Source organism: Streptomyces sp. NPDC041122, from assembly GCF_055592445.1.
The window spans coordinates 1,192,492-1,211,049 of record NZ_JBVIYQ010000001.1 but is presented as its reverse complement, the minus strand read 5'-3'; the positions used below and the strand labels follow the sequence as shown (position 1 = coordinate 1,211,049).

The 18,558-nt window shown below is 68.2% G+C and carries 26 protein-coding genes; 23 read left to right on the top strand and 3 right to left on the bottom strand.

What is annotated here, in order from left to right; all coding sequences use genetic code 11:
* The first annotated feature begins 1 nt into the window (after position 1).
* The 19 genes from rplX (at position 2) to truA (ending at position 11,424) form a co-directional block, all read left to right on the top strand.
* Positions 2 to 325, top strand: a complete 324-nt coding sequence (rplX, locus tag ACZ6B8_RS05300; RefSeq protein WP_016645174.1) for a 50S ribosomal protein L24 — start codon at positions 2 to 4, stop codon at positions 323 to 325.
* Complete coding sequence (rplE, locus tag ACZ6B8_RS05295) at positions 325 to 882, top strand: 50S ribosomal protein L5 (RefSeq protein WP_355803841.1); 558 nt, start codon at positions 325 to 327, stop codon at positions 880 to 882. Before rplX ends, rplE begins: the two co-directional genes overlap by 1 nt.
* Positions 883 to 887: 5 nt before the next feature.
* Complete coding sequence (locus tag ACZ6B8_RS05290; protein WP_003956452.1) at positions 888 to 1,073, top strand: type Z 30S ribosomal protein S14; 186 nt, start codon at positions 888 to 890, stop codon at positions 1,071 to 1,073.
* Positions 1,074 to 1,295: 222 nt separating this feature from the next.
* Positions 1,296 to 1,694: a 30S ribosomal protein S8 gene (rpsH, locus tag ACZ6B8_RS05285; protein WP_018528360.1), complete on the top strand. Its 399-nt coding sequence runs from the start codon at positions 1,296 to 1,298 to the stop codon at positions 1,692 to 1,694.
* 21 nt (positions 1,695 to 1,715) lie between these two features.
* Complete coding sequence (gene rplF, locus ACZ6B8_RS05280) at positions 1,716 to 2,255, top strand: 50S ribosomal protein L6 (RefSeq protein ID WP_362363444.1); 540 nt, start codon at positions 1,716 to 1,718, stop codon at positions 2,253 to 2,255.
* A gap of 3 nt (positions 2,256 to 2,258) precedes the next feature.
* A complete protein-coding gene (gene rplR / locus ACZ6B8_RS05275; RefSeq protein WP_127912613.1) occupies positions 2,259 to 2,642 on the top strand; it encodes a 50S ribosomal protein L18 in 384 nt (127 codons plus the stop codon).
* A gap of 41 nt (positions 2,643 to 2,683) precedes the next feature.
* Positions 2,684 to 3,289: a 30S ribosomal protein S5 gene (gene rpsE, locus ACZ6B8_RS05270; protein WP_389714785.1), complete on the top strand. Its 606-nt coding sequence runs from the start codon at positions 2,684 to 2,686 to the stop codon at positions 3,287 to 3,289.
* The gene (rpmD, locus tag ACZ6B8_RS05265) at positions 3,289 to 3,471 is read left to right on the top strand and encodes a 50S ribosomal protein L30 (protein ID WP_005481207.1); all 183 of its coding nucleotides are present in this window, start codon (positions 3,289 to 3,291) and stop codon (positions 3,469 to 3,471) included. Before rpsE ends, rpmD begins: the two co-directional genes overlap by 1 nt.
* A 1-nt stretch (position 3,472) precedes the next feature.
* On the top strand, positions 3,473 to 3,928 hold the full coding sequence (rplO, locus tag ACZ6B8_RS05260; RefSeq protein ID WP_098244248.1) for a 50S ribosomal protein L15: 456 nt from the start codon (positions 3,473 to 3,475) through the stop codon (positions 3,926 to 3,928).
* 226 nt (positions 3,929 to 4,154) lie between these two features.
* The gene (gene secY, locus ACZ6B8_RS05255) at positions 4,155 to 5,468 is read left to right on the top strand and encodes a preprotein translocase subunit SecY (protein ID WP_362363447.1); all 1,314 of its coding nucleotides are present in this window, start codon (positions 4,155 to 4,157) and stop codon (positions 5,466 to 5,468) included.
* Positions 5,468 to 6,121 (top strand): adenylate kinase, encoded by a 654-nt coding sequence (locus ACZ6B8_RS05250; protein WP_471084553.1) that lies wholly within the window; start codon positions 5,468 to 5,470, stop codon positions 6,119 to 6,121. Before secY ends, ACZ6B8_RS05250 begins: the two co-directional genes overlap by 1 nt.
* A gap of 115 nt (positions 6,122 to 6,236) precedes the next feature.
* The gene (map, locus tag ACZ6B8_RS05245) at positions 6,237 to 7,073 is read left to right on the top strand and encodes a type I methionyl aminopeptidase (protein WP_471084557.1); all 837 of its coding nucleotides are present in this window, start codon (positions 6,237 to 6,239) and stop codon (positions 7,071 to 7,073) included.
* 175 nt (positions 7,074 to 7,248) lie between these two features.
* Positions 7,249 to 7,470 (top strand): translation initiation factor IF-1, encoded by a 222-nt coding sequence (infA, locus tag ACZ6B8_RS05240; RefSeq protein ID WP_003948620.1) that lies wholly within the window; start codon positions 7,249 to 7,251, stop codon positions 7,468 to 7,470.
* A 58-nt stretch (positions 7,471 to 7,528) separates the two neighbouring features.
* The gene (gene rpmJ / locus ACZ6B8_RS05235; RefSeq protein WP_003948619.1) at positions 7,529 to 7,642 is read left to right on the top strand and encodes a 50S ribosomal protein L36; all 114 of its coding nucleotides are present in this window, start codon (positions 7,529 to 7,531) and stop codon (positions 7,640 to 7,642) included.
* Between the two features lie 187 nt (positions 7,643 to 7,829).
* Positions 7,830 to 8,210: a 30S ribosomal protein S13 gene (gene rpsM / locus ACZ6B8_RS05230; RefSeq protein WP_030782528.1), complete on the top strand. Its 381-nt coding sequence runs from the start codon at positions 7,830 to 7,832 to the stop codon at positions 8,208 to 8,210.
* Positions 8,211 to 8,275: 65 nt separating this feature from the next.
* Positions 8,276 to 8,680 (top strand): 30S ribosomal protein S11, encoded by a 405-nt coding sequence (rpsK, locus tag ACZ6B8_RS05225; protein ID WP_003948617.1) that lies wholly within the window; start codon positions 8,276 to 8,278, stop codon positions 8,678 to 8,680.
* A gap of 117 nt (positions 8,681 to 8,797) precedes the next feature.
* Entirely contained in the window at positions 8,798 to 9,820 is a 1,023-nt protein-coding gene (locus tag ACZ6B8_RS05220; RefSeq protein WP_016645160.1) for a DNA-directed RNA polymerase subunit alpha, read from the top strand.
* A gap of 179 nt (positions 9,821 to 9,999) precedes the next feature.
* Positions 10,000 to 10,488 (top strand): 50S ribosomal protein L17, encoded by a 489-nt coding sequence (gene rplQ, locus ACZ6B8_RS05215; protein ID WP_471084560.1) that lies wholly within the window; start codon positions 10,000 to 10,002, stop codon positions 10,486 to 10,488.
* Positions 10,489 to 10,569: 81 nt separating this feature from the next.
* The gene (gene truA / locus ACZ6B8_RS05210) at positions 10,570 to 11,424 is read left to right on the top strand and encodes a tRNA pseudouridine(38-40) synthase TruA (RefSeq protein WP_471606329.1); all 855 of its coding nucleotides are present in this window, start codon (positions 10,570 to 10,572) and stop codon (positions 11,422 to 11,424) included.
* Between the two features lie 62 nt (positions 11,425 to 11,486).
* Here the strand turns inward: truA and ACZ6B8_RS05205 are convergent, their stop codons facing one another.
* The gene (locus ACZ6B8_RS05205; protein WP_471606328.1) at positions 11,487 to 12,353 is read right to left on the bottom strand and encodes a hypothetical protein; all 867 of its coding nucleotides are present in this window, start codon (positions 12,351 to 12,353) and stop codon (positions 11,487 to 11,489) included.
* A gap of 74 nt (positions 12,354 to 12,427) precedes the next feature.
* On the opposite strand from ACZ6B8_RS05205, the gene ACZ6B8_RS05200 reads away from it, so the two are divergent.
* The 4 genes from ACZ6B8_RS05200 (at position 12,428) to glmM (ending at position 16,406) form a co-directional block, all read left to right on the top strand.
* Complete coding sequence (locus ACZ6B8_RS05200) at positions 12,428 to 13,645, top strand: glycosyltransferase family 87 protein (RefSeq protein WP_471606327.1); 1,218 nt, start codon at positions 12,428 to 12,430, stop codon at positions 13,643 to 13,645.
* A gap of 237 nt (positions 13,646 to 13,882) precedes the next feature.
* Positions 13,883 to 14,326 carry a 50S ribosomal protein L13 gene (gene rplM / locus ACZ6B8_RS05195; RefSeq protein WP_471084572.1) on the top strand — a complete coding sequence of 148 codons (444 nt, stop codon included), beginning with the start codon at positions 13,883 to 13,885 and terminating at the stop codon, positions 14,324 to 14,326.
* A gap of 42 nt (positions 14,327 to 14,368) precedes the next feature.
* On the top strand, positions 14,369 to 14,890 hold the full coding sequence (rpsI, locus tag ACZ6B8_RS05190; protein WP_355803815.1) for a 30S ribosomal protein S9: 522 nt from the start codon (positions 14,369 to 14,371) through the stop codon (positions 14,888 to 14,890).
* 157 nt (positions 14,891 to 15,047) lie between these two features.
* Complete coding sequence (gene glmM, locus ACZ6B8_RS05185) at positions 15,048 to 16,406, top strand: phosphoglucosamine mutase (protein WP_471606326.1); 1,359 nt, start codon at positions 15,048 to 15,050, stop codon at positions 16,404 to 16,406.
* Here the strand turns inward: glmM and ACZ6B8_RS05180 are convergent.
* Both ACZ6B8_RS05180 and coaA read right to left on the bottom strand, forming a co-directional pair.
* Positions 16,403 to 17,371: a DUF389 domain-containing protein gene (locus ACZ6B8_RS05180; protein WP_471606325.1), complete on the bottom strand. Its 969-nt coding sequence runs from the start codon at positions 17,369 to 17,371 to the stop codon at positions 16,403 to 16,405. The genes glmM and ACZ6B8_RS05180 overlap by 4 nt on opposite strands.
* Positions 17,372 to 17,419: 48 nt before the next feature.
* Entirely contained in the window at positions 17,420 to 18,400 is a 981-nt protein-coding gene (coaA, locus tag ACZ6B8_RS05175; protein WP_362363477.1) for a type I pantothenate kinase, read from the bottom strand.
* Positions 18,401 to 18,558: the final 158 nt, after the last annotated feature.

Genomic DNA, 18,558 nt, shown 5'->3' with positions numbered 1-18,558 from the left:
CATGAAGATCAAGAAGGGCGACCTGGTCCAGGTCATCACCGGTAAGGACAAGGGCAAGCAGGGCAAGGTCATTGCCGCTTACCCGCGCGACGAGCGCGTCCTGGTCGAGGGTGTCAACCGGGTCAAGAAGCACACGAAGGCCGGCCCGACCGCCAGCGGCTCGCAGGCCGGCGGCATCGTGACCACCGAGGCCCCCGTCCACGTCTCCAACGTCCAGCTGGTCGTGGAGAAGGACGGCAACAAGGTCGTCACGCGCGTCGGTTACCGCTTCGACGACGAGGGCAACAAGATCCGCGTTGCCAAGCGGACGGGTGAGGACATCTGATGACGACCACCACCACTCCGCGTCTCAAGACGAAGTACCGCGAGGAGATCGCGGGCAAGCTGCAGGAAGAGTTCTCCTACGAGAACGTCATGCAGATCCCCGGCCTCGTCAAGATCGTGGTCAACATGGGTGTCGGCGACGCCGCCCGTGACTCGAAGCTCATGGACGGTGCCGTCCGTGACCTGACCACCATCACCGGTCAGAAGCCGGCCATCACCAAGGCCCGGAAGTCCATCGCGCAGTTCAAGCTGCGCGAGGGTCAGCCGATCGGCTGCCACGTCACGCTCCGTGGCGACCGCATGTGGGAGTTCCTGGACCGCACCCTGTCGCTCGCGCTGCCGCGCATCCGCGACTTCCGTGGTCTGTCCCCCAAGCAGTTCGACGGCCGTGGCAACTACACCTTCGGTCTCACGGAGCAGGTCATGTTCCACGAGATCGACCAGGACAAGATCGACCGCGTCCGGGGTATGGACATCACCGTGGTCACCACGGCGACCAACGACGCTGAGGGCCGTGCGCTCCTTCGTCACCTCGGCTTCCCCTTCAAGGAGGCGTAAGCGAGATGGCGAAGAAGGCTCTGATTGCCAAGGCTGCTCGTAAGCCCAAGTTCGGTGTGCGTGCGTACACCCGCTGCCAGCGCTGCGGCCGTCCGCACTCCGTCTACCGCAAGTTCGGCCTCTGCCGCGTGTGCCTTCGTGAGATGGCTCACCGTGGCGAGCTGCCGGGCGTGACCAAGAGCTCCTGGTAGTCCCCACCTTTTCGAAGGTTTTTGGGACTGTCTGGATCTCTCGGTAAGTAAAGGGTTGGCAGCCGCCCTCCTCCGCATGGCTTAGGCTAGGAGGGTTGGGCGTCTGTCGCCCTGACCGACTTACTACGCCGTAGGTCCCCGCGCCGCACCCGTCCCGCCTCTGAGTGGGGAGAGGGATGGCGCAGATAGGAAACCCCGGCGAGAGAGGCCGAAGGCCAATTCATGACCATGACTGATCCGATCGCGGACATGCTGACTCGTCTGCGTAACGCGAACTCGGCGTACCACGACACCGTGGCGATGCCGCACAGCAAGATCAAGTCTCACATCGCGGAGATCCTCCAGCAGGAGGGCTTCATCACGGGCTGGAAGGTCGAGGACGCCGAGGTCGGCAAGAACCTCGTTCTCGAGCTGAAGTTCGGCCCGAACCGTGAGCGCTCCATCGCGGGCATCAAGCGGATCTCCAAGCCCGGTCTCCGGGTTTACGCGAAGTCCACCAACCTGCCGAAGGTCCTCGGCGGCCTCGGCGTGGCGATCATCTCCACGTCGCACGGTCTCCTGACCGGCCAGCAGGCAGGCAAGAAGGGCGTAGGTGGGGAAGTCCTCGCCTACGTCTGGTAGTCGGGAACGGAGGAATAGCTAATGTCGCGTATTGGCAAGCTCCCCATCACGGTTCCCGCCGGCGTGGACGTCACCATCGACGGCCGTACGGTCGCGGTGAAGGGCCCCAAGGGTTCCCTCTCGCACACCGTTGTCGCGCCGATCGAGATCGCTAAGGACGAGGACGGCGTTCTGAACGTCACCCGTCCGAACGACGAGCGTCAGAACAAGGCCCTGCACGGCCTGTCCCGCACGCTGGTGGCGAACATGATCACCGGCGTGACCCAGGGTTACGTGAAGAAGCTCGAAATCAGCGGTGTCGGTTACCGCGTCCTCGCGAAGGGCTCCAACCTGGAGTTCTCGCTGGGCTACAGCCACCCGATCCTGGTCGAGGCCCCCGAGGGCATCACCTTCAAGGTGGAGTCCGCGACCCGTTTCTCGGTCGAGGGCATCGACAAGCAGAAGGTCGGCGAGGTTGCGGCCAACATCCGCAAGCTGCGCAAGCCCGACCCGTACAAGGCCAAGGGCGTCAAGTACGAAGGCGAAGTCATCCGCCGCAAGGTCGGAAAGGCGGGTAAGTAAGCCATGGCATACGGTGTCAAGATTGCTAAGGGCGACGCTTACAAGCGTGCTGCCATCAAGCGTCGTCACATCCGCATCCGTAAGCACATCTCGGGTACGGCTGAGCGTCCGCGCCTGGTCGTGACGCGCTCCAACCGCCACATCGTGGCCCAGGTCATCGACGACATCAAGGGTCACACCCTGGCGTCGGCGTCGACCCTGGACAGCACGATCCGCGGTGCCGAGGGCGACAAGTCCGCGGCCGCCAAGTCGGTCGGCGCCCTGGTCGCCGAGCGCGCCAAGGCCGCCGGTGTCGAGACTGTCGTGTTCGACCGTGGTGGTAACCAGTACGCCGGGCGCATCGCCGCCCTGGCGGACGCCGCCCGCGAAGCCGGACTCAAGTTCTGAGTCGGTTCCGTAGCTAGCGGAAACAGAGAGAGGTAATTCCAATGGCTGGACCCCAGCGCCGCGGTGGCGGTGCCGGTGGCGGCGAGCGGCGGGACCGGAAGGGTCGCGACGGTGGCGCTGCCGCCGAGAAGACCGCATACGTTGAGCGCGTTGTCGCGATCAACCGTGTCGCCAAGGTTGTGAAGGGTGGTCGTCGCTTCAGCTTCACTGCGCTCGTCGTAGTGGGCGACGGTGACGGCACCGTGGGTGTCGGTTACGGCAAGGCCAAGGAGGTGCCGGCCGCCATCGCCAAGGGTGTTGAGGAGGCCAAGAAGCACTTCTTCAAGGTCCCCCGTATCCAGGGCACCATCCCGCACCCGATCACGGGCGAGAAGGCCGCGGGCGTCGTCCTGCTCAAGCCTGCTTCCCCCGGTACCGGTGTTATCGCCGGTGGTCCGGTGCGTGCCGTGCTCGAGTGCGCCGGCGTGCACGACATCCTGTCGAAGTCGCTCGGTTCGTCGAACGCGATCAACATCGTGCACGCGACCGTCGCGGCCCTCAAGGGCCTGCAGCGTCCCGAGGAGATCGCGGCTCGCCGTGGTCTGCCCCTCGAGGACGTCGCTCCCGCGGCTCTGCTGCGGGCGCGTGCCGGGGCTGGTGCTGCGTAATGGCACAGCTCAAGATCACGCAGACGAAGTCGTACATCGGCAGCAAGCAGAACCACCGCGACACCCTGCGCTCCCTTGGTCTCAAGGGCATCAACACGCAGGTCGTCAAGGAGGACCGCCCCGAGTTCCGCGGCATGGTGCACACCGTCCGCCACCTCGTGACGGTTGAGGAGGTCGACTGACATGGCGGAGCAGAACCCGCTGAAGGTCCACAACCTCCGGCCCGCCCCGGGTGCCAAGACCGCCAAGACCCGTGTGGGTCGTGGTGAGGCGTCCAAGGGTAAGACCGCTGGTCGTGGTACCAAGGGCACCAAGGCCCGTTACCAGGTTCCGGAGCGCTTCGAGGGTGGCCAGATGCCCCTCCACATGCGTCTCCCGAAGCTCAAGGGCTTCAAGAACCCGTTCAAGACCGAGTTCCAGGTCGTGAACCTCGACAAGCTGAGCGCGCTGTTCCCCGAGGGTGGCGAGGTCACCGTCGAGGCCCTCGTGGCCAAGGGTGCGGTTCGCAAGAACAGCCTCGTCAAGGTCCTCGGCCAGGGTGAGGTCACCGTGGCGCTGCAGGTGACGGTCGACGCCGTCTCCGGTTCCGCCAAGGAGAAGATCACCGCCGCCGGCGGTACCGTCACCGAGCTCGTCTGATATTCCCTCAGACGTGTCGATGACATGAGCGATTCCCAGCCGGGGATGCCCCACAAAAGGGGCATCCCCGGTTGGTCGTTCCAAGGGGGGCACGGTCGCCGGTAAGGTGGCGTGCACTGTCCAAGCTCCGTGCGGCCCGGCCGCACGGTTTTCTTGACTGATACGTATTCGTCGAACCTCAGACCACCACCTCTGACGCACGCGCGCGGGGGTCGCAGGAGGCACCGTGCTCACCGCGTTCGCCCGGGCGTTCAAGACGCCCGACCTGCGCAAGAAGCTGCTCTTCACGCTCGGCATCATCGTGATCTACCGGGTGGGCACGCACGTGCCGATCCCCGGTATCGACTACAAGAACGTGCAGACCTGCATTGACAACGCCAATGCGAACCAGGGCCTGTTCGGTCTCGTCAACATGTTCAGCGGTGGCGCGCTGCTGCAGATCACGATCTTCGCGCTCGGCATCATGCCGTACATCACGGCGAGCATCATTCTGCAGCTGCTGACCGTGGTGATCCCGCGACTCGAGGCCCTCAAGAAGGAGGGCCAGGCCGGCACAGCGAAGATCACGCAGTACACGCGCTATCTGACCATCGCGCTCGCGATCCTGCAGGGCACCGGCCTGGTGGCCACCGCCCGCACCGGCACCCTCTTCCAGAGCTGCCCCGTCGCCAGCGAGATCGTCCCCGACCAGTCGATCTTCGTGACCATCACGATGGTCATCACGATGACCGCCGGCACCGCCTGCGTCATGTGGCTCGGCGAGCTCATCACCGACCGCGGCATCGGCAACGGCATGTCGATCCTGATGTTCATCTCGATCGCCGCGACCTTCCCGAGCGCCCTGTGGGCCATCAAGCAGCAGGGTGACCTGGCGGGCGGCTGGATCGAGTTCGGCACCGTCATCGCGGTCGGTCTGGTGATGGTCGGCCTGGTGGTCTTCGTCGAGCAGGCGCAGCGCCGCATTCCGGTCCAGTACGCGAAGCGCATGATCGGCCGCCGGTCCTACGGCGGTACGTCGACCTACATTCCGCTGAAGGTCAATCAGGCGGGCATCATCCCTGTGATCTTCGCCTCCTCGCTGCTCTACATTCCGGCGCTGGTCGCCCAGTTCGCGGGCGGCAACTCGGGATGGAAGACGTGGATCGAGGCGAACCTGACCAAGGGTGACCACCCGATTTACATCGCCACGTACTTCATTCTGATCGTCTTCTTCGCCTTCTTCTACGTCGCGATCTCGTTCAACCCCGAGGAAGTCGCCGACAACATGAAGAAGTATGGTGGCTTCATCCCGGGCATCCGGGCTGGCCGTCCGACCGCTGAGTATCTGAGTTACGTACTCAACCGGATCACGTGGCCGGGTTCGCTGTATCTGGGTCTGATCGCTCTTGTGCCGACGATGGCGTTGGTGGGCTTCGGGGCAAACCAGAACTTCCCGTTCGGCGGGACGAGCATCCTCATCATCGTGGGTGTGGGTCTGGAAACCGTGAAGCAGATCGAGAGCCAGCTCCAGCAGCGCAATTACGAAGGGTTCCTCCGCTGATGCGAATCGTCCTCGTCGGGCCGCCCGGTGCGGGCAAGGGAACGCAGGCCGCGTTCCTCGCCAAGAACCTGTCGATCCCGCACATCTCCACGGGCGACCTCTTCCGTGCCAACATCAGCCAGGGCACGGAGCTGGGCAAGCAGGCGAAGGCGTACATGGACGCCGGCAACCTCGTCCCCGACGAGGTGACCATCGGCATGGCGAAGGACCGCATGGCCCAGCCGGACGCCGAGAACGGCTTCCTGCTCGACGGATTCCCGCGCAACGTGTCGCAGGCGGAGGCGCTGGACGTCGCGCTCAAGGCCGATGACGTGAAGCTCGACGCCGTCCTGGACCTGGAGGTCCCCGAGGACGAGGTCGTCAAGCGGATCGCCGGCCGGCGCATCTGCCGCAAGGACTCCAGCCACGTCTTCCACGTGACGTACAGCAAGCCGAAGCAGGACGGCGTCTGCGACGTCTGCGGCGGCGAGCTCTACCAGCGCGAGGACGACAGCGAGGACACGGTCCGCAAGCGCCTCGAGGTCTACCACACGCAGACCGAGCCGATCATCGACTACTACCGGACCCAGGGTCTGGTCGTGACGATCTCGGCGCTCGGCAAGGTCGAAGAGGTCACCGCGCGCGCGATGGACGCCCTGAAGGGCGACAAGTAGTCAGTACGGTGTTCCGGCCGCGGTGCCCCCAGGGGGACCGCGGCCGTACTGTTGTTTACGTACCGGTTCGGGTACGGGACCGGTTTGTCGACGGATGACGGAGAGCGGAAGCCTCATGGTGCAGATCAAGACCCCCGAGCAGATCGCGAAGATGCGTGAGGCGGGCCTTGTCGTCGCCGCGATCCACGCCGCGACCCGCGAGGCCGCGGTGCCGGGCGCCACCACCAAGGACCTGGACGAGGTCGCCCGCAAGGTGATCGCCGAGCACGGCGCGAAGTCGAACTTCCTCGGGTACGGCGGCTTCCCCGCCACGATCTGCACCTCGGTCAACGAGGTCGTCGTGCACGGCATCCCCGACGACAAGACCGTCCTGAAGGACGGCGACATCATCTCCATCGACGCCGGCGCGATCATCGACGGCTGGCACGGCGACGCGGCGTACACCGCGTTCGTGGGCACCGGTCACGCTCCGGAGCTCGTCGAGCTCTCCCGGGTGACCGAGGAGTCGATGTGGGCCGGCATCGCGGCCATGAAGCAGGGCAACCGGCTCGTCGACATCTCCCGCGCCATCGAGACCTACATCCGCCGTCAGCCGAAGCCGGGCGGCGGCAAGTACGGGATCGTCGAGGACTACGGCGGCCACGGCATCGGCACCGAGATGCACATGGACCCGCACCTCCTGAACTACGTCGAGCGCCGTCGCGGCAAGGGCCCGAAGCTGGTCCCCGGCTTCTGCCTGGCGATCGAGCCGATGGTCTCCCTCGGCACCCCGCGCACGGAGGTCCTGGAGGACGACTGGACCGTCATCACGACGGACGGCACCTGGTCCTCGCACTGGGAGCACTCGATCGCCCTCACCGAGGACGGCCCCCTCGTCCTGACGGCCCCGGACTGCGGCAAGGAGCGCCTCGCGGCGTACGGCGTGACGCCCGCGCCGGACCCGCTCGGCTAGACCCCGCGTCGGTGCCGGGCAGGGTCTTGCTTAAGGATCTTGCTCAAGGGGCAGACTTTCCCGATTCGTCTTTCCGAGTGCACTGACGTAGACTGACGCGTCGGCTCTCGTGCATCCGTGTGTCTGCATGCGGTGAACGGCAGTCGATCAAGGTAGTCGATTCGAAGGGCGAAGCGTGGCCAAGAAGCAAGGTGCCATCGAGATCGAAGGCACTGTCGTCGAGTCTCTTCCGAACGCCATGTTCAAGGTGGAGCTCCAGAACGGCCACCAGGTCCTGGCACACATCAGTGGCAAGATGCGCATGCACTACATCCGCATCCTCCCTGACGACCGGGTCGTGGTGGAGCTGTCTCCGTACGACCTGACCCGTGGCCGGATCGTCTACCGGTACAAGTAGATCTTGCCCGCATCCCGCTCGCGCGGGGTGGTGGCACTGACCCGGAGAACCTCACCCAATGAAGGTCAAGCCGAGCGTCAAGAAGATCTGCGACAAGTGCAGGGTGATCCGCCGTCACGGCCGGGTCATGATCATTTGCGACAACCCGCGCCACAAGCAGCGCCAGGGCTGACGCACCACTGCAGTTCGCAGATTTTCGCGCGACGCACGTAAGTAGATACGCAGGACCCGTCCCTCTTCAGATCCATCGGTATGGAGGGCGACACCCCCGGTCGGAGGCCGGGGACCCAGGAGGTACCTCATACGGCCCCTGGGAGTGGTTCTGCTGAAGACCTCCGAAGAATCAACAGGAGCCATGAATGGCACGCGTTGAAGGCGTTGACCTCCCGCGCGAAAAGCGTATTGAGGTCGCCCTCACCTACGTGTTCGGCATCGGTCGCACCCTGGCCCAGCAGACGCTGGACGCCACCGAGGTGGACCGCAACACCCGCGTCCGCGACCTGACCGAGGAAGACCTCGTCAAGATCCGCGAGTACGTGGACGCCAACATCAAGACCGAGGGTGACCTCCGTCGCGAGATCCAGGCCGACATCCGCCGCAAGGTCGAGATCGGCTGCTACCAGGGTCTGCGTCACCGTCGCGGCCTGCCCGTCCGCGGTCAGCGCACCAGCACGAACGCCCGCACCCGCAAGGGCCCGCGTCGCGCCATCGCCGGTAAGAAGAAGCCGGGCAAGAAGTAGTCCTCGCTCAGCGGTCTATCGACAGCTGACGCTGCAGGACCGACCACCTCCCGTAGGAGTTATAGATGCCCCCCAAGGGTCGTCAGGGCGCTGCCAAGAAGGTGCGCCGCAAGGAAAAGAAGAACGTCGCTCACGGCCACGCGCACATCAAGAGCACGTTCAACAACACGATCGTGTCCATCACGGACCCGACCGGCAACGTGATCTCCTGGGCCTCCGCCGGCCACGTCGGCTTCAAGGGCTCGCGCAAGTCCACGCCGTTCGCCGCGCAGATGGCCGCCGAGTCGGCTGCCCGTCGCGCGCAGGAGCACGGCATGCGCAAGGTCGACGTCTTCGTGAAGGGCCCGGGTTCCGGTCGCGAGACCGCCATCCGCTCCCTGCAGGCGACCGGCCTCGAGGTCGGCTCGATCCAGGACGTGACGCCCACGCCGCACAACGGCTGCCGTCCGCCCAAGCGCCGCCGCGTCTGACGCACGTCGCTTGACTTGAGGTTTTCGGGCGGTACGGCTCTCCGGAGCCGTATCGCCCGTACCCTTGTACTACTCAGGGCATCAAATAGTGGGTGCCCCTGACTGAAGGATTCCTTCATGCTTATTGCTCAGCGCCCGTCGCTGACCGAAGAGGTCGTCGACGAATTCCGCTCCCGGTTCGTGATCGAGCCGCTGGAGCCGGGCTTCGGTTACACCCTCGGCAACTCCCTGCGCCGCACGCTCCTCTCGTCGATCCCCGGCGCTGCTGTCACCAGCATCCGCATCGACGGTGTCCTGCACGAGTTCACCACCGTGCCGGGCGTCAAGGAGGACGTGACCGACCTCATCCTCAACATCAAGCAGCTGGTCGTCTCCTCGGAGCACGACGAGCCGGTCGTGATGTACCTGCGCAAGCAGGGCCCGGGTCTGGTCACCGCCGCCGACATCGCGCCCCCGGCCGGTGTCGAGGTGCACAACCCCGACCTCGTCCTCGCCACGCTCAACGGCAAGGGCAAGCTGGAGATGGAGCTGACCGTCGAGCGCGGTCGCGGCTACGTCTCCGCCGTGCAGAACAAGCAGGTCGGCCAGGAGATCGGCCGTATCCCGGTCGACTCCATCTACTCGCCGGTCCTCAAGGTCACGTACAAGGTCGAGGCGACCCGAGTCGAGCAGCGCACCGACTTCGACAAGCTGATCGTCGACGTCGAGACCAAGCAGGCCATGCGCCCGCGTGACGCCATGGCGTCCGCCGGCAAGACCCTGGTCGAGCTGTTCGGTCTGGCCCGCGAGCTCAACATCGACGCCGAGGGCATCGACATGGGCCCGTCCCCGACGGACGCCGCGCTCGCCGCCGATCTCGCCCTGCCGATCGAGGAGCTCGAGCTCACCGTTCGGTCGTACAACTGCCTCAAGCGCGAGGGCATCCACTCCGTGGGTGAGCTCGTGGCCCGCTCCGAGGCGGACCTGCTCGACATCCGCAACTTCGGTGCGAAGTCGATCGACGAGGTCAAGATGAAGCTCAACGGCATGGGTCTCGCGCTGAAGGACTCGCCTCCCGGCTTCGACCCGACCGCCGCCGCCGACGCCTTCGGCGCCGATGACGACGCGGACGCCGGTTTCGTCGAGACCGAGCAGTACTAAGGGCTCGGCGCTTTTCGCCGGATCTCGGGTGCGGGTGCGCTGTGGCTTGTCGCGCAGTTCCCCGCGCCCCTTCCGGACCCGCCCCTTCGGGGGTGTCCGGATCTCCGACGGGCGACCGCCCGCTCGGACACTGACCTCGGTACCTAGTACGGCCGGGGCAGATCACTAGGAGAAACACCATGCCGAAGCCCACCAAGGGTGCCCGTCTGGGCGGCAGCGCCGCGCACGAGAAGCTTCTGCTGGCGAACCTCGCCAAGCAGCTCTTCGAGCACGGCCGCATCACCACCACCGAGGCCAAGGCCCGCCGCCTGCGTCCCTACGCGGAGCGTCTGGTCACCAAGGCGAAGAAGGGCGACCTTCACAACCGCCGCCAGGTGCTGTCCGTCATCACCGACAAGAGCATCGTGCACACGCTCTTCACGGAGATCGGCCCGCGCTACGAGAACCGCCCCGGTGGTTACACCCGCATCACCAAGATCGGTAACCGTCGTGGCGACAACGCGCCCATGGCGATCATCGAGCTGGTGGAGGCCCTGACCGTGGCCCAGCAGGCCACCGGTGAGGCCGAGGCCGCCACGAAGCGCTCCGCCAAGGACGCCGAGGCCGCCGACGCCAAGGCCGACACGGCCAAGGCGGACGAGGCTCCCGAGGAGTCGAAGGACGCGTAAGCGTCTCGCCCCTACCGGGCGTCGCGGGCCCGCCCCTTGCCGGGGGTGGGCCCGCTTTTCGTTGTCGGAGAGGAATCACGAGTGAGTGACGAAGTAGAGCCCGGGTTCGTGCGGGTGCGGCTGGATCTGTCGTACGACGGCAGGGACTTCTCCGGCTGGGCCAAGCAGCGCCAGGGGCAGCGGACCGTGCAGGGCGAGATCGAGGCCGCGCTGCGGACCGTGACGCGGTCGCAGGAGACGTACGAGCTGACCGTCGCGGGCCGCACCGACAGCGGGGTGCACGCCCGCGGCCAGGTCGCCCACGTCGATCTGCCCGAGAGCGTGTGGGAGGAGCACCGCGAGAAGCTGCTGCGGCGGCTCGCCGGGCGGCTGCCGCACGACGTGCGGGTGTGGAAGGTCGCCGAGGCGCCCGCCGGGTTCAACGCGCGGTTCTCGGCCGTGTGGCGGCGCTACGCCTACCGCGTGACCGACCACCCCGGCGGCGTCGACCCGCTGTTGCGCGGCCATGTGCTGTGGCACGACTGGGAGTTGGACCTCGACGCGATGAACGCCGCCGCGCGGGGGCTCGTCGGGGAGCACGACTTCGCCGCCTACTGCAAGCGGCGCGAGGGCGCCACGACCATCCGCACGCTGCAGGAGCTGCGCTGGGAGCGGCGGCCCGACGGGATCTACGAGGCCACCGTGCGGGCGGACGCCTTCTGCCACAACATGGTGCGCTCGCTGGTCGGCGCGATGCTGTTCGTGGGGGACGGGCACCGGCCCGTGGAGTGGCCGGCGAAGGTGCTCGCGGCGGGCGTACGGGACTCCGCGGTGCACGTCGTGCGGCCGCACGGGCTCACCCTCGAAGAGGTCGGCTACCCCGCCGACGACCGGCTCGCCGCGCGCAGCAAGGAGGCCCGCAACAAGCGGACGCTGCCCGGAGCCGGGTGCTGCTGAGGCCCCGGGAGGGCTTCCCGTACGGGGCGCTTCCCGTACGGGCGGTCCCCGTCGGGACACGGTTACTGCGGGGCCTGCGCCGCGGCGGAGGCCTGCGCCTCGCCCCGCTGGTTGATCCGCTGGAAGGCGAAGCGGGCGAGGTCGTCGCCGACGCCGTAGGCCTTGCGGTCGCCGGTCGTCACGTTCTTGCCGTTGGTGTAGCCCGTGGTGGTGAAGTAGGCGTAGCGGCCGTAGGAGTTGTAGGTGCCGCGGCACACGCCCGTACGGCAGAAGGACGGCACGCCCTTGCCGGCCAGGGAGTCGACGAGGCCCTTCTTCACCTGGTCCTTGACCTTGGTGGCGTCGGCCGTGGTGTCGAAGACGGCGACGCCGACCGTGACCGCGACGCCGTCCCTGAGGTAGCTGGCGCGGATCAGCCGGGTGCAGTCGTTCTTCGCGAGGATCGAGCCGAGGGCGCTCTGGGTGACCGAGGCGCACTTCGTGGTGGAGTCCGTCGCGCCCTTCTTGTAGACGTGCTCGCCCGAGCGCAGGGACCTGCCGGGGAAGAGGCCCTCGGGGGTGAGCGGCGCCTTGTCCTTCTTGGCGCTGGAGATGAAGTCCTTGGGGTCCGGCGGGGGCGGCGGCGTCGTCGCCTCGAACGACGGCTCGGAGTCCTTGCTCGCGCCGGGGATGTCCGCGGCGGTCGGCAGCTCGCTCGCGGGCTTGTTCGACGAGGTGTTCTCGTCGCTGTTGGCGGAGACGACCGTGATGGCCACGGTCGCGGCGATCCCGACGGTGGCGAGCGCCCCGCCGCCGATCAGCAGCCACCTGCGCCGGCGGGCGCGCGCCTCGGAGGCCTCGGCGAGCGCCGCCCAGTCGGGCGTGGGGCCGCCGCCGGGCCCGCCCGTTCCCCCCGGACCCCACTGAGGTCCCCCTTGCCCAAAGCTCATGGGGCGCATCTTAGACGGGCACTCCGGGATGTTGAGCGGGGGTTGCGTGCGGATCCCGGCCTAGCCTGAACCCCATGAACACGGGCAAAACGGCTGTTACGGGGTGGTTGTCGCGGCCCGCCGAGTGGCAGGTCCGGTGGATCGTCGGCCTGGTGCTGGTCGCCGCGGTGGTCCGGGTGGGGCTGCGGGCCCCCGGCGGCGGGATGGACAACGCGATCGTGGTGCGGGCCGCGGAGGCCTGGCTCGACGGACGCTCCCCCTACGCCGACCGCCACTTCCTCTATCTGCCGGGCGCCGTGCTCGCCGCGGTGCCGCAGGCGCTGCTCCCCGCGGACCTGGTCCGCTTTCTGGTGCCCGCGGGGGTGAGCGCGGCGCTCGTCACCGGGTGGGCGTGCGCCCTGCGGATCCACGGGGTGGCATGGGGCAGCCGGTTCGCCGTCTACGGCCTGCTCGGGCTGGCGCTCGGCTTCGCGCCGTTCGGGCACCTCGTCGAGCTCGGCAACTGGACGGCGGGCTCCGCCGCGGCGCTGCCGCTCGCCCTGCTGTGCGCGTGCCGGGGCCGGTGGGCCGCCGCGGGGCTCGTCATCGGGGCCGCCGTCGCGGTGAAGCCGCTGCTCGCGCCGGTGGTGCTGCTCTTCGTCCTGGCCCGCAGATGGCGGGCGCTGGGTCTCGCGGTGGGGGTGCCCGCGGTGATCTCCGCGGCCGCCGCGCTCGCCATGCCGCACCCCGCCGGGTTCTTCACCCGGACCCTGCCCTTCCTGCTCCGGGGCGACGACGCCTTCGTGCGTCTCTACGAGGCCTCGCCCGCCGCGGTGCTGGCGCGGCTCGGGGTGCCGCACGCGGGCGCCGCGCTGCTCGCCGGGTGCGGGGCGCTCGCGGGGCTGTGGTGTGCCCGGCGGCGGTGGCGCGGCGGGGACGAGGGGCCGGCGCGGGTGGTGGAATGCGCCGTCATGCTGATGCTTTCGGCCTTTCTCGTCTCCCGTCCCTCGTACGACCACTACCTCCTCGTCGTGCTGCCGCTGCTGCTCGCGGGGGCGCTGACGCCCGGGTCCGCGGCGCGCACCCCGTGGTTCTGGGTGGCCCTGGTCCCGCAGGTGCCGGGGTTCACCTGGCCGTGGCTGGAGCCGGCCACGCGGCGGGCCTTCAAGGACGCGGTGACGCTGTGCGTGCTCGCGGGCACGGTGGGGTGGGCGTGTGTGGCGGGCGGGGCTGGTGAGCGGGAAGAACGGAGCGGCCTCACGGTGCCGGGCGGGCGGCGGACCGGGGCGGGGGAGGCGGCTCGGAGCGGGTGAGGCCGGGCCTCGGGACCGCGTTTTGACCCGTACAGGGCGGCACGGGTACTCTCGGAGATTGTTATGCGTATTGGTGTCATCGTTCTCACGCGAAGGGCCCATACGTAGGTTCCCTGGAGCAGTTACCAGTGGCTCGCATACGGGCAGCGTCCCCGGCATTGTGGGCCCCAGCTGCATGATCGCTTCCTGGGTGCCGTGTGTCTGGACCCCATCCACTGAAGAAGCGAAGGCTACGAAGTGCGTACGTACAGCCCCAAGCCCGGCGATGTGACCCGTCAGTGGCACGTCATCGACGCTCAGGACATCGTCCTGGGGCGTCTGGCGACCACCGCCGCTTCCCTCCTGCGAGGCAAGCACAAGGCGATCTACGCCCCCCACGTCGACACCGGTGACTTCGTCGTCATCATCAACGCCGACAAGGTGCACCTGTCGGGCAACAAGAAGACCCAGAAGATGGCTTACCGCCACTCCGGTTACCCGGGTGGTCTGCGCTCCGTCCGTTACGACGAGCTGCTCGAGAAGAACCCCGAGAAGGCCATCGAGAAGGCCGTCAAGGGCATGCTCCCCAAGAACACCCTGGGCCGTCAGATGCTCTCGAAGCTGAAGGTCTACGCGGGCGACCAGCACCCGCACGGCGCTCAGCAGCCGGTCCCGTTCGAGATCACCCAGGTCGCGCAGTAGTTCCGGCCACCCCCTAAGACGAAAAGAAATCTGAGGAGAATCGTGGCCGAGACCACCGTTGAGCAGCCGGTCGAAGAGACCGAGGTTGTTGACGTCGAGCAGTACACCACCGAGTCCGACGCGCCCGTCGAGGGCGAGTACACCTCGGAGTCGAACGCCGCGCGCTTCGGCGACCCGCAGCCGGCCGCCGGCCTGGGCCGTCGCAAGAACGCCATCGCCCGCGTCCGGATCGTCCCGGGCACCGGCAAGTGGAAGGTCAACGGGCGCACGCTCGAGGACTACTTCCCGAACAAGGTCCACCAGCAGGAAGTCAACGAGCCCTTCAAGGTGCTCGAGCTCGACAACCGCTACGACGTCATCGCCCGCATCTCGGGTGGCGGCGTCTCCGGTCAGGCCGGTGCGCTCCGTCTCGGTGTCGCCCGTGCGCTGAACGAGGCCGACGTCGAGAACAACCGCGGCGCCCTGAAGAAGGCCGGTTACCTCAAGCGTGACGACCGTGCGGTCGAGCGCAAGAAGGCCGGTCTCAAGAAGGCCCGTAAGGCCCCGCAGTACAGCAAGCGCTAAATCGCTGCCCGCAGTACTTCTCGTTCGCCCCGGCGGCACTCACCGTGCTGCCGGGGCGTTCGGCTATCAGGAACCCCCGTGGCCCCGGAACTGTCTTGACTCTGGGACTCTCTTCCCGGGGGTCCATTGGTTTTTTTGCAACGTTCGGAGGACAGCAGTGGGACGACTCTTCGGCACGGACGGCGTGCGTGGTGTCGCCAACGCGGATCTGACGGCCGAGCTCGCGCTCGGACTCTCCGTGGCGGCGGCGCACGTACTGGCCGAGGCGGGCACCTTTGAAGGCCATCGCCCGGTGGCGGTGGTCGGGCGTGACCCGCGCGCGTCCGGGGAGTTCCTGGAGGCAGCGGTGGTCGCGGGCCTCGCGAGCGCGGGCGTGGACGTCCTGCGCGTCGGTGTGCTGCCCACCCCCGCGGTGGCCCATCTCACCGGTGCGCTGGGCGCCGACCTCGGCGTGATGCTCTCCGCGAGCCACAACGCCATGCCGGACAACGGCATCAAGTTCTTCGCCCGCGGCGGCCACAAGCTCGCCGACGAGCTGGAGGACCGCATCGAGTCCGTCTACGACGAGCACCGCACCGGCGCCCCGTGGCAGCGGCCCACCGGCTCCGGCGTCGGCCGCGTCACCTCCTACGACCAGGGCCTCGACCAGTACGTCGCGCACCTCATCGGGGTCCTGCCGAACCGTCTCGACGGGCTGAAGATCGTCCTCGACGAGGCGCACGGCGCGGCCGCCCGTGTCTCGCCGGAGGCGTTCGCGCGCGCCGGCGCCGAGGTCATCACGATCGGCGCCCAGCCGGACGGCCTGAACATCAACGACGGCTGCGGCTCCACCCACCTCGACCTGCTCAAGGCCGCCGTCGTCGAGCACAGGGCCGACTTCGGCGTCGCGCACGACGGGGACGCCGACCGCTGCCTCGCCGTGGACCACACCGGCGCCGAGGTCGACGGCGACCAGATCCTCGCCGTGCTCGCCCTCGCCATGCGGGAGCACGGCACGCTGCGCCACGACACCGTTGTCGCCACGGTCATGTCCAACCTCGGCTTCAAGCTCGCCATGGAGGGCCAGGGGCTGTCCCTGGTGCAGACCGCCGTCGGCGACCGGTACGTGCTGGAGTCGATGAAGGAGCACGGTTACGCGCTGGGCGGCGAGCAGTCCGGGCACGTGATCGTCCTCGACCACGCGACGACGGGTGACGGCACGCTGACCGGCCTGCTCCTCGCGGCGCGGGTCGCCGAGACCGGACGGTCGCTCGCGGAGCTGGCGAGCGTCATGGAGCGGCTTCCGCAGGTCCTCATCAACGTCCCCGACGTCGACAAGTCGCGCGTGAAGACCTCGCCGGAGCTGTCGGCCGCCGTCACCGAGGCCGAGCGCGAGCTGGGCTCCACGGGGCGGGTGCTGCTGCGCCCCTCCGGCACGGAGCCGCTGGTGCGGGTCATGGTCGAGGCCGCCGACATCGAGCAGGCGCGGTCCGTGGCCGGGCGGCTCGCCGACGTGGTGAAGTCGGCGCTGGGCTAGGCCTTGGCGTTCGGCCGAGCCCCGTGTGACGTCCTGGCGGTCCGGCGGCGCTGTCCGGCCCAGAAGAGCTTCTGGGCCAGCAGCGTCGCCGTACCGGCGAGGACGATGCCGAGGAGGTTCAGCAGAAGCTGTTCCGTCGAGCCCCAGGCCTGCTTGTACTCGCTGTAGCTGAAGGCGACCGCGGCGTTCGCCGCCGCCGGGACCGTCGTCACGGAGATCGCCACGCCGACCAGGGCGCCCGACTTCGCCGACGTGAGCGAGAGCATGCCCGCGGCGCCCGCGAGGACCGCCACCACGAACGAGAACCAGTCCGGGCGGTAGATGAAGTTCGTGTTCGGGCGCTCCGCCTTCAGGGCGGAGTCGCTGAAGAGGCCCATCGCGTCCATCGCGTAGCTGAATCCGACGGTCACGACCATCGCGGCGGCGAAGCCCACGAGCAGCGCGGTCAGCGAGCGCGCCGCGAGCCGGGGCGCGCGCCGCACCAGGGCCGTGCAGAACCCCGCGAGCGGGCCGAACTCCGGGCCCACCGCCATCGCGCCGACGATCAGGATCGCGTTGTCGAGCACGACGCCGCAGGCGGCGATCATCGTGGCGATGGTGAGGAACGCGACGTAGGTGACCGAGAGCGTCGACTCCTCGTGCGTCGCGTCGGTGAGGTGCTCCCACAGGACCGCGTCCGCGCCCTCTCCCGGGGCGTCGTCCTCCGCCCGGTCCGCGCGGTGGGACAGCGACAGGTCGATGCTCTCCACCGCGATCGAGCCGGACTCGTCGATGCCGAGGGCGCGCAGGCCGCCGATCAGCTCGTCGGCCGCCTCGCGGGCCACGTCGCACATGACCACGTCGCCCGCCGGGGTGCGGGCGGCGCCCGGCAGCACCGCGAGGTGGGTGGCGCCGACCGTGGTCTCGATCAGGGTCACCACGTCGTCGGTCCGGTCCGGGAGTGTGATCAGGCGCAGGTGCAGCATGGACGCAGGGTAGTCGGGCCGCGGCGCCCGCCGTCCGCGCGGACGCTCCTACAGTTTGCGCAGGCTCAGGCGCTGCACCTTGTGGTCGGGGCCCTTGCGGACGACGAGGGTGGCGCGGCTGCGGGTGGGGGCGACGTTCTCGACGAGGTTGAGCTTGTTGATCGTGCGCCAGGTGGTGCGGGCGTAGTCGAGGGCCTCCTCCTCCGACACCTGGGTGTACTTGCGGAAGTACGAGGACGGGTCCTGGAACGCCGTCTGGCGCAGCTTCTTGAAGCGGTTCAGGTACCAGCGCTCGATGTCGTCGGCGCGGGCGTCCACGTACACGCTGAAGTCGAAGTAGTCGGCGAGGCCCACGCGGGTGCGGCCGTCCTTGCCGGGGAGGGCGGGCTGCAGGACGTTCAGCCCCTCCACGATGAGGATGTCGGGGCGGCGGACCGTGAGGCGCCGGTCCGGCACGATGTCGTAGATCAGGTGGGAGTAGACGGGTGCGGTGACCTCGTCCTTGCCCGCCTTGATGTCGGCGACGAAACGGGTGAGGGCGCGGCGGTCGTACGACTCCGGGAAGCCCTTGCGGGACATCAGGCCGCGGGCCTGGAGCTCCTTGGTGGGCAGCAGGAAGCCGTCGGTCGTGACGCGCTCCACGCGGGGGTGTTCCGGCCAGCGGGAGAGCAGGGCCTGGAGGAGTCGGGCGACGGTGGACTTGCCGACCGCCACGGAGCCGGCGACCCCTATGACGAAGGGCGTCCCCGACTGGGAGCCCTTCTCGCCGAGGAAGGTGTTGAGGGCGCCGCGCAGGCCGTCCGTCGCGCCGACGTAGAGGTTCAGGAGACGGGAGAGCGGGAGATAGATGTCGCGGACCTCGTCCAGGTCGATGACGTCGCCGAGGCCGCGGAGTTGTTCCACCTCCTCCGCGGTGAGGGGGAGGGGCGTCTTCTCGCGAAGCGCGCTCCACTCCGTGCGGGTGAGGTCGACGTAGGGAGTCGCCTCCGGCTTGGGCCGGTGGGCGCTCCGCGGTGCCGTCGCTGGCACAGAGACCGAAGAGATCACAGTCCATTGTTACGGCTGGTTGAACGGGATGGGGGGTGGGGTGGGGGGTGGGGTACGTCACCTGGGGGGGCAGGGCAGGGGTGGGCAGGGCAGGGCGTGACGGGGTGGGGTGGGGCGAGGTCGCGTGGGGTGGGGCTGTG